Source organism: Streptomyces sp. NPDC056160 (assembly GCF_042268205.1).
GTDB lineage: Bacteria > Actinomycetota > Actinomycetes > Streptomycetales > Streptomycetaceae > Streptomyces.
This window is the reverse complement of the sequence record NZ_JBHJUW010000002.1, coordinates 145,585-154,698: the sequence shown is the minus strand read 5'-3', so window position 1 is coordinate 154,698 and position 9,114 is coordinate 145,585. Positions and strand designations below refer to the sequence as shown.

General features: G+C 74.7%; 6 protein-coding genes and 1 pseudogene. 4 read left to right on the top strand and 3 right to left on the bottom strand.

Going from position 1 to position 9,114, the window contains the following annotated elements; translation table 11 throughout:
* Positions 1-160: 160 nt before the first annotated feature.
* The gene (locus ACFC02_RS01520; protein WP_376350609.1) at positions 161-1,132 is read right to left on the bottom strand and encodes a hypothetical protein; all 972 of its coding nucleotides are present in this window, start codon (positions 1,130-1,132) and stop codon (positions 161-163) included.
* A gap of 448 nt (positions 1,133-1,580) precedes the next feature.
* Between ACFC02_RS01520 and ACFC02_RS01515 the strand changes: the two are divergent.
* Positions 1,581-2,030, top strand: a pseudogene (locus tag ACFC02_RS01515) (pectate lyase); the annotation flags it as partial.
* A 50-nt stretch (positions 2,031-2,080) separates the two neighbouring features.
* Here the strand turns inward: ACFC02_RS01515 and ACFC02_RS01510 are convergent.
* Positions 2,081-2,887, bottom strand: coding sequence for a PaaX family transcriptional regulator C-terminal domain-containing protein (locus tag ACFC02_RS01510; RefSeq protein WP_376350606.1), 807 nt, complete (start codon positions 2,885-2,887; stop codon positions 2,081-2,083).
* 71 nt (positions 2,888-2,958) lie between these two features.
* Here ACFC02_RS01510 and ACFC02_RS01505 point away from each other — a divergent pair, with 71 nt between their 5' ends.
* The 3 genes from ACFC02_RS01505 to ACFC02_RS01495 all read left to right on the top strand — a co-directional run bounded on the left by ACFC02_RS01505 (position 2,959) and on the right by ACFC02_RS01495 (position 7,718).
* Complete coding sequence (locus tag ACFC02_RS01505; protein WP_376350603.1) at positions 2,959-4,707, top strand: acyl-CoA dehydrogenase family protein; 1,749 nt, start codon at positions 2,959-2,961, stop codon at positions 4,705-4,707.
* A gap of 303 nt (positions 4,708-5,010) precedes the next feature.
* On the top strand, positions 5,011-6,168 hold the full coding sequence (locus ACFC02_RS01500; protein ID WP_376350601.1) for a WD40/YVTN/BNR-like repeat-containing protein: 1,158 nt from the start codon (positions 5,011-5,013) through the stop codon (positions 6,166-6,168).
* Between the two features lie 140 nt (positions 6,169-6,308).
* A complete protein-coding gene (locus ACFC02_RS01495) occupies positions 6,309-7,718 on the top strand; it encodes a sensor histidine kinase (protein WP_376350598.1) in 1,410 nt (469 codons plus the stop codon).
* Between the two features lie 428 nt (positions 7,719-8,146).
* Here the strand turns inward: ACFC02_RS01495 and ACFC02_RS01490 are convergent, their stop codons facing one another.
* Positions 8,147-8,824, bottom strand: coding sequence for a uracil-DNA glycosylase (locus tag ACFC02_RS01490; RefSeq protein ID WP_376350595.1), 678 nt, complete (start codon positions 8,822-8,824; stop codon positions 8,147-8,149).
* Positions 8,825-9,114 lie beyond the last annotated feature (290 nt).

Below are 9,114 nucleotides of genomic sequence, written 5' to 3'. Positions count from 1 at the left end.
AGTCCGCGCCGCGCACGCCGGCCCGCGCGGTCCCCGCCAGCGCCCCGGCGGCCACGCCGATCGCCGGGGCGGCGGCCCGTGCCAGCAACGCGGGCGCCGCCGGCAGCAGCCGTACGGCGGCCGAGGGAGCGGTGAGCAGCCCGAGCACCATCACGCACCTTCACAGAGTGGTTCGGCCGGGCCGCGCCGTGGGCCCGAGCGGCCCGGCGGACGCGGCCCGGCCCTTGCGCTGCCCGCCGGTGGCGGCTTGGGCTGCGGCGGACTTGGCGGTCGCGGTCTTGGCTGCGGCGGTCTTGGCGGTCGCGGTCTTGGCGGTCGCGGTCTTCGCCCGGGTGGCCTTGGCGGCGACCTCGGCCGGGGTGGCCTTGGTGGCCGCGGCAGTCTTGGCGGTGGGGGTCTTGCCCGCCGGTGCCTTGCCCACCGCTGCTGTCCTGGCCGAGGCGGCCTTGCCGGCCGGTGCCTTGCCGGCAGCGGTCTTGGTCGCAGCCGCCTTGCTCGCCGTCGACTTGCTCGCCGTCGCCTTGGCCGCCGCGGTCCGGCGGGCAGCGGCCGCGGCGGCGCTGCCTGTCGCCGCCTTCCCGGCGGGCGCCTTGGCGGCGGACGTCTTGGCCGCGGACGTCTTGGCAGCGGTCGTCCGGCCTGCGGCAGTCTTGGCCGTGGGTGACTTGACGGCGGCGGTCTTGACGGCGGTGGCCTTCGAGGCGGACGCCTTGGTCGTGGTCTTCGCCAGGGTCGCGCGGGTCCGGCTGCGGCCTCCGCCGCCCGCCGGGGCCGGTCCCGGCGCCGTTCGATCGTCGGCGGCCCCGCCCGCGGGTGCCGGGGCACGCCCTACGCCGTCCGTGTGCCGTTCCGGGGACGGTGGCTGGCCGGCGGGCTCGGACCGGGGCCGGGTGAGCCAGGCCACCGCGGCCCCCGTGAGCGCCACCGGCCACTCCACGACCCCGGCGATGCCGAGTACCCCGGCACCTGTGTAGACCGCGAGCCGCCGGCCCCGCGGCGACACCGCGCCGATCACGTCCAGCGTGCCCTGCGCGGCCCTGCCCACCGTGCCGGCGCCGGGCACCCTGCGCAGCACCGCCGCGGCGCCGTGCAGGGGCATCGTGAGGACCGACGACGACTTCTGCTCAGCCATGACTCTCCTCGCCTGGGAGTGGGAATCCCGCGTCCGTGCGCACCGGGTGCCCGCGGGCGTGCTGGTCATCCCCGCCCTTCTCAGGGAACGCCAGGGTGCGCGCCCGCGCCACCGGGGTCCGCCGTCGATCCGCCGCCCTGGTGGCGTCCGGGGCTCCGGGGCCGGCTGGCGCAACCACCGGACCACCGGTCCCCGGCCCTCTCGTCCCCCGGGCACCGGACACAGGATGGCAGCGCTCCCATGATTCCTGTGATCCCCCCGCCGGGAGCGTTGGCTAGAAAGCGCTTGCACTCTACGTTCCGTTCAGCAGTGTGACCGAACAGGTTCCACTCGTGGCTGTTTGACGGCTCACTCAGTCGCTCTTCCCGCGCTGCGCGTACCAGATGACGATCGTCGTCTACGTACATGACCAGTCTCGCTCACGCACTCCCCGAAGGGACACATCCGCATGCGTACCCTCCCCCCACGTCCGCGTCCCCGCGCACCGAAGTCCTTACTGGCGGCCGCGGTGGCCGTCGCCGCGGCGGTCGGCGCGCTCGCGCTGCCGCAGCCGGCCGGGGCCGCCGAGACCTCGCCGGTCGGGTTCGGCGCCGGAACCACCGGCGGCGGCACCTCCGCGGTCACGGTCTCCTCCCTCGGCGCCTTCAGGTCGGCCGTCGCGGGCGACGCGGCCAAGGTGGTCAAGGTCAGCGGCGTCATCTCGCTCAGCGGCCAGGTCGACGTCGGCTCCAACACCACCGTGCTCGGCGTGGGCGCGTCCTCCGGGTTCACCGGCGGCTGGCTGCGCCTGAAGAAGGTCAGCAACGTCGTGATCCGCAACCTCGCCATCAGCAAGGCGTTGAAGACCGACGCGATCACCGTCCAGGCCTCGACCAAGGTGTGGCAGGGCAACAACACCGGCAAGGAGCCGAAGGAGACCGGCAGCGGCCCGGACGGCACGTACTGCCGCTACTCGGCGTCCGACGTCACCTGCGGCTGACCCGGGCGGGGGGCGGTGCGGGGCCGGGTCCGGCGTCCGGTCCGGCCCAGCACCTCCTCGGTCAGCTCTCGCTGCCGGGCCGTGTAGGCGGCGCGCAGCTCGGGACCCGGCCAGCCGGCGGGGAGCAGCACGGCGGGCAGGACCGGGTCGTCGAGCAGATGGCGTACGACGGCGGCGAGGGCAGTGAAGCGGCCGGCCGGGCCGTCGGTGCGCGCCAGGTGGGTGAGCAGCGCCCGTCCGGTGGCCGCCCAGGCGTCGAGCGGCCACAGGTCCGCGGCCAGGTCGCGGGCGTCCTCGTCCGGCCGGGCGGCGAAGTGGACCACTCCGCCCAGGCCTGCGGGCCGGGCGCGGCGCAGGTTGGCGGGCCGCAGCCAGAGGCCCTCACGCAGTTCGGCGAGCCGGAGGGCGGTCAGCCGGGCACGGAGTCCGGCGCGTTCGGCGGGTCCGCGTCCGGTCGCCGTCACGACGGCCATCTCCCACTCGCCGTCCCAGGTACGGGTCCGCGGGTGCACGGCGTCGTCCTGGCGCCGCTGGCGCTCCAGCAGCCGGTCGCTGAGGCCGTGCACGCCGTCCGTGCGCCACAGGTCGCCGGCGGCCACCATCCGGCTCAGCGCCGCACGCAGGGTCGACCCGCCGACGCCGAAGGGTTCGACGGCCCGCAGGAGGTCCTTCACCGGCAGCTCGGGCGGGTGGGTGCCCAGCAGCAGGCTGAGGACGACGGACCGCGCCGACAGCGGACGCAGGTCGAGCGCGGCGGGCTCCCGGGAGTCGTTCATGGTCACGTACTGTACGGATTGCTCTTGTTGCATCATTGCTACGACTGTAGAAATAGTGCAACACTGCCGGTATGGCCTCGACACCGGCACACGCACCGGGCGCGGGAGACGCGCGGCGGGCGGGAGACGCGCCCCCGGACGGCACGGCGGCACGCTCCGCACGGCCCGCGCCGCCCTGCCCGTCCACCACTCACGACGTGACCAACCAGCCTCCTCCCCTGAGCCCCTATGACGCGTCGGAGGACGCGGCGCTGCTGGAGGGGCTGCGCCGCGAGGGCGCCGGCTGGGCCGAGGAAGGCGTGCGGCGGCTCGGGGAGCGGGCCGGGAGCACGCAGGCGCAGGAGTGGGCCGATCTCGCCGACCGCCACGAGCCGGAGCTGCGCACCCACGACCGCTACGGCAACCGGGTCGACGAGGTCGACTTCCACCCCGCCTGGCACCACCTGATGCGTACCGCCGTCACCGAGGGTCTGGCGGGCGCGCCCTGGGCGGACGACCGGCCGGGGGCCCACGTGGCCCGTACGGCGGGCGGCCTGGTGTGGGGGCACACCGATGCGGGGCACGGCTGTCCCACGTCGATGACGTACGCGGCCGTACCCGCCCTGCGCGCCCAGCCCGAGCTGGCCGCCGTCTACGAACCGCTGCTGACCAGCCGCGTCTACGAGCCGGGGCTGCGGGCGCCGGCCGGCAAAGCGGGGCTGCTGGCGGGGATGGGCATGACCGAGAAGCAGGGCGGCTCGGACGTACGGACGAACACGACGACGGCCGCGCCGACCGCGGAACCCGGCGTGTACACGCTGCGCGGGCACAAGTGGTTCACCTCGGCGCCCATGTGCGACGTCTTCCTGGTGCTGGCGCAGGCGCCGGGCGGACTGTCCTGCTTCCTGGTGCCACGCGTCCTGCCCGACGGCAGCCGCAACGCCTTCCGCATCCAGCGCCTCAAGGACAAGCTGGGCAACCGGTCCAACGCCTCGTGCGAACCGGAGTTCGACGGCACGGTGGCCTGGCTGGTCGGCCCCGAGGGGCGGGGCGTCAGGACGATCATCGAGATGGTCAACTGCACACGGCTGGACTGCGTGATGATGTCGGCGGCCCTCATGCGCAAGACCCTGGTGGAGGCCGGTCACCACGCACGGCACCGCACGGCCTTCGGAGCGCTGCTGGCCGACCAGCCGCTCATGCGCAACGTGCTGGCCGATCTGGCGCTGGAGTCGGAGGCCGCGACGACGCTCACCCTGCGGCTGGCGGGTGCGACCGACAGGGCGGTGCGGGAGGGCGGGCAGGCATCGCGAGAGGCCGCGTTCCGGCGGGTGGCCACCGCCGCCGGCAAGTACTGGGTCACCAAGCGGGGCCCGGCCTTCACCGCGGAAGCGCTGGAGTGCCTGGGAGGCAACGGCTACGTGGAGGAGTCCGGCATGCCCCGGCACTACCGCGAGGCCCCGCTGCTGTCGATCTGGGAGGGGTCGGGGAACGTCAACGCCCTGGACGTGCTACGGGCACTGGGACGCGAGCCGGGGGCCGCCGAGGCGCTGTTCGCCGAGCTCGCCCTCGCGCACGGCGGCGATCCCAGGCTGGACGCGGCCGTGACCCGGCTGCGGCGAGGCCTGGGCGAAGCCTCCCCGGTGGGCGCGCGCCGCCTGGTCGAGCTGATGGCGCTGACCCTGCAGGCGTCCCTCCTGGTCCGGCACGCCCCTTCGGCGGTCGCCGACGCGTTCTGCGCGACCCGGCTCGGCGGGGACTGGGGGCACGCCTTCGGCACCCTGCCCGGCGCCGCGGACCTCGACGCGATCCTGGAGCGGGCGCTGCCCGGGTTCGACTGAACCGGGGGCGCCGCGGGCGCCTGGCGGACGGGCTGGCACTGGCGCCTGGTGGGCGATGCGTCGCGGGCGCCTGGCGGGCGATGCGTCGCGGGCGCCTGGCGGGCGATGCGTCGCGGGCGCCTGGCGGGCGGTCCTGCGCGGGTGCCTGGCGGGCGATCCATCTCGGGCACCTGGCAGGCGGTCCGCCGCGGGCGCCTGGTGGGGGGTGGCGCGCGGTGCCCCTCCCCCGGGCTGGCGACGGCCCCCTCATGCCCGACCAGGCCGCTGTGACCTGCGGTGACGCCGCCATGGAGGTGGCTGTCAGTGGTGGGGTGCAGACTGGCCGGTGTCCAGGGCGAAGGCGCCTTGGACGCAATGGTCGCGGAGGTGATCGGCATGTCCGAGGTACTGCTCGCCGTGGGCACCCGCAAGGGCCTGTTCATCGGGCGGCGGCGAGGTGGGGCCTGGGAGTTCGACGACAGCCCACAGTTCAACGCGCAGGCCGTGTATTCGGTCGCCATCGACACCAGGGGCACCGTCCCGCGGCTGCTGGCCGGCGGTGACAGCGCGCACTGGGGGCCGTCCGTGTTCCACTCCGACGACCTGGGCCGCAGCTGGACCGAACCGGCCCGGCCGGCGGTGAAGTTCCCCAAGGACACCGGTGCGTCACTGGAGCGGGTCTGGCAGTTGCACCCGGCCGCGGCGGAACCGGACGTGGTGTACGCGGGCACGGAACCGGCCGCGCTCTACCGCTCCGAGGACCGCGGGGAGAGCTTCGAGCTGGTCCGCCCGCTGTGGGAGCACCCCACGCGCTCCCGGTGGGTTCCGGGCGGCGGCGGCGAGGGGCTGCACACCGTGGTCACGGACCGGCGCGACCCGAAGGCCGTCACGGTCGCCGTGTCCACCGCCGGAGTGTTCCGCACGGACGACGGCGGCGCGAGCTGGGCACCGTCCAACTCCGGGGTGTCCGCCGTGTTCCTGCCCGATCCGGACCCCGAGTTCGGTCAGTGCGTCCACAAGGTCGCCCAGGACCCGGCCGACCCCGACCGGCTCTACCTGCAGAACCACTGGGGTGTCTACCGCAGCGACGACAGGGGAGCGCACTGGACGGACATCGGCGAGGGCCTGCCCTCGACCTTCGGCTTCGCGGCGGCCACCCACCCGCACCGCGGCGACACGGCGTACGTCTTCCCGATCAACGCCGACGCGGACCGGGTCCCGGCCGGGCACCGCTGCCGGGTGTTCCGGACCGCCGACGCCGGCCGGAGCTGGGAGCCGCTGTCGGCCGGCCTGCCGCAGGAGGACCACTACGGAACCGTGCTGCGCGACGCGCTGTGCACCGACGACGCGGACCCGGCGGGCGTCTACTTCGGCAACCGCAACGGCGAGGTGTACGCCTCCGCGGACGACGGCGACAGCTGGCGGCAACTGGCCTCGCACCTGCCGGACGTGCTCTGTGTCCGCGCGGCGGTGATCGACTGACGCGGGCGGGTGGGGCGGCCCGTTCCCGGCCCGGTGGGAGCCGCCGTGGGTGACGGCTCCAGGGCGGCGACCTTCCGGACGAGAGGGGTGCGCTTCACGACCCGGCCGTGGAGCGGGAGCGCGCTGGCTACCCTGCCGTCATGCGCTTGCGGGTGACGCCACGTCAACGGTTGGGTCTCGACACGCTGATCGCGGCCGCGCTCCTGGGGGTCACGCTGGGCTTCGCCGCCGGGTACCGGCCGCCCGGCTGGCCCGCCTTCGACACCCGCGCCGTCGTCCTGACCTGCCTCATCCACCTGCCGCTCGTGGTGCGCCGGGTGGCTCCCTGGCCGGTGCTGTGCGCCACCTGTGCCGGCCTCGCCCTGTACACGGCACTCGGCTACCAGCCGTCCGTCAACGTGTGGTCGCCGATGCTCGCGTTCTTCACGATCGCCGCCGCGCGACCGGTCGGGGAGACCGCGCGGGCGGCCGTTCCGGTCACGGCCGCGTGGCTGTACAACGCGCTGGCCTCCCACGCGATGTCGGCGCTGGTGGCCGTGGGCCAGACCCTCGTGGTCCTGCTGCTCGCCTGGGGCTTCGGTACCAGCCTGCGCCGCCTGGAGAGGCAGAACACCGAACTGGACCGGCTCACCGCGCGCCTGCGCGCCGAGGAGGGGGCCCGCGCCCGGCACGCCGTGACGGAGGAACGCCTGCGCATCGCCCGTGAACTGCACGACGTGGTCGCCCACCATCTGTCGGTCGTCTCGGTGCAGAGCGGTCTGGCCCGGTACGTCTTCGACACCGACGCCGCCAAGGCCCGCTCCGCGCTGCGCACCATCGAGGACACAGCGCGCGAGACGCTGGAGGAGATGCGCGGCCTGCTCCAGGTGCTGCGTGTGAGCCCCGACGGCACCGACGCCGTGTCAGGTCCGTCCACCGGACCCGACGCCGGTCTCGCCCGGCTGGACGAACTGGCGGCCCGGATGACCGGCGCCGGGCTGGTCGTCGAGACCGCCGTCACCGGGGCGCCCCGGCCGTTGGCGTCGGGCGCGGACCTGTGTGCCTACCGCATCGTCCAGGAGGCCCTGACCAACACGCTCAAACACGCGGGCTCGCAGGCCCGCGTCCGGATAGCGCGGGCGTACGACACCCATGGGCTGGCCGTCACCGTGTCCGACGACGGGGGTCCCCGGGCGGACGGCTCCCGCACACCGGCCGGAGCGGGCACCAGCACCGGCACCAGAAACGGAAGCGGTGCCGAAAACGCCGCCGGGCAGCGGAAAGCCCTGGCCGGTCGATCCGCGCGAACCGGTCGGCGGGCCCCGGGAGCCGGCCGTGGCGAGGCTGGAATCGGCCCCGGCCCGGCGGGGACCGGGCACGGGTTGATCGGCATGTACGAACGCGTGAGGCTCTATGGCGGCAGCTTCCGCGCCGGGCCCGGACCGGCGGCGGGATTCGAGGTGGCGTTCACCCTGCCCGTCCCGTACCGCCCCGCCCGGGAGGACGACCCAAACGCGCTGCCGCAGGCGAGCCCGTGGACCGAACCTACTGCGGGGGAATCACAGGGATGACACATGTGCTCGTGGTAGACGACCAATACTCGTCCGCAGCGGCCTGCCGGCCCTCCTGCGGGCCGCACCCGACCTCGGCGTCTGCGCGGAGGCGGCGCGAGCGGGGAGGAGGCGGTCGAGCCGGGCGCCGGGCACCGGCCGGAGGTGATCCTCATGGACATCCGACTGCCCGGCCCGGGCGGGGTCGCCGCGGCCGAACTGCCGCGCGCGGGCACTCGCCGTCGCCTAGGAGACCGGTCTCGTACGCACACGGCGCCGGGCCCCGACGGCCGCGGTGCCGTGACCCGCGGCCGGGCGGGCCGGGTGCCAGGGCCCGACTGGACGGCCTGCCGCTGGGGCACGACTGCCGGCCGGTCGGCCACCGCGGGCCGGCCCCGACTGCGGGCAGCCGGCCACCGCGGGCCGGCCGCCGCCTTCGGGCGGTGGGATCAGGGAAGCTGCCAGTCGACCGGCTGCGCTCCCTGCCGTACGAGCAGGTCGTTGGCCCGGCTGAACGGGCGGGAGCCGAAGAAGCCCCGGTCCGCCGACATCGGCGAGGGGTGGGCGGACTCGATCGCCGGGAGATCGCCGAGCAGCGGGCGCAGATTGCGCGCGTCACGCCCCCACAGGATCGACACCAGCGGCTTGCCGCGGGCCGCCAGCGCCCGGATCGCCTGCTCCGTGACCTCTTCCCAGCCCTTGCCCCGGTGTGCCGCGGGCTTGCGGGGCGCCGTCGTCAGCGCCCTGTTGAGCAGCAGTACCCCCTGCCGGGTCCACGGCGTCAGATCGCCGTTGGACGGCCGGGGCAGCCCCAGGTCCGCATGGAGTTCCCGGAAGATGTTCTCCAGGCTGCCCGGAAGGGATCGCACCTCGGGCGAGACCGCGAAGCTCAGCCCGATGGCCATGCCCGGGGTGGGGTAGGGGTCCTGGCCGACGATCAGGACGCGCACGTCGTCGAACGGCTGCTGGAACGCCCGCAGCACGTTGGCCCCGGACGGGAGGTAGGTCCGGCCGGCCGCTATCTCGGCCCTGAGGAAGTTCCCCATGGCGGTGATGCGTTCGGCCGCGGGTTCGAGGGCTTTCGCCCAGCCCGCTTCGACGAGTTCATGCAACGGTCGTGGTGCCACGGCGCGTCACTCTACTGGCACATGTCCGCACGCCGCACAGCCAGGGAGGACCCCCCGGCACACCCACCTCCCCCGGCGCTGTCGACCGGCTTCCCCGCCGTGGACTCCCGTGGGCCGGGGCTGCGGGCCGTCGTCGGGCACACCGTCCGGGACAAGGGGACCAATTACCCATCTACCGAATATGTCGGCCTCTTGCCAGGCAAGCAACCACATGTCCGGGGCGAGTTGTCGCATCCGATCCGATTGCCCGCACCGATCATTTCCGATCGGGGCGTAACTCACGCGACAAA

What these genes read in the sequence shown, in the direction of transcription:
- ACFC02_RS01520 (WP_376350609.1), bottom strand. Translation starts at nt 1,132, where the DNA reads ATGGCTGAGCAGAAGTCGTCGTCGGTCCTCACGATGCCCCTGCACGGC.
- ACFC02_RS01510 (WP_376350606.1), bottom strand. Translation starts at nt 2,887, where the DNA reads ATGAACGACTCCCGGGAGCCCGCCGCGCTCGACCTGCGTCCGCTGTCG.
- ACFC02_RS01505 (WP_376350603.1), top strand. Translation starts at nt 2,959, where the DNA reads ATGGCCTCGACACCGGCACACGCACCGGGCGCGGGAGACGCGCGGCGG.
- ACFC02_RS01495 (WP_376350598.1), top strand. Translation starts at nt 6,309, where the DNA reads ATGCGCTTGCGGGTGACGCCACGTCAACGGTTGGGTCTCGACACGCTG.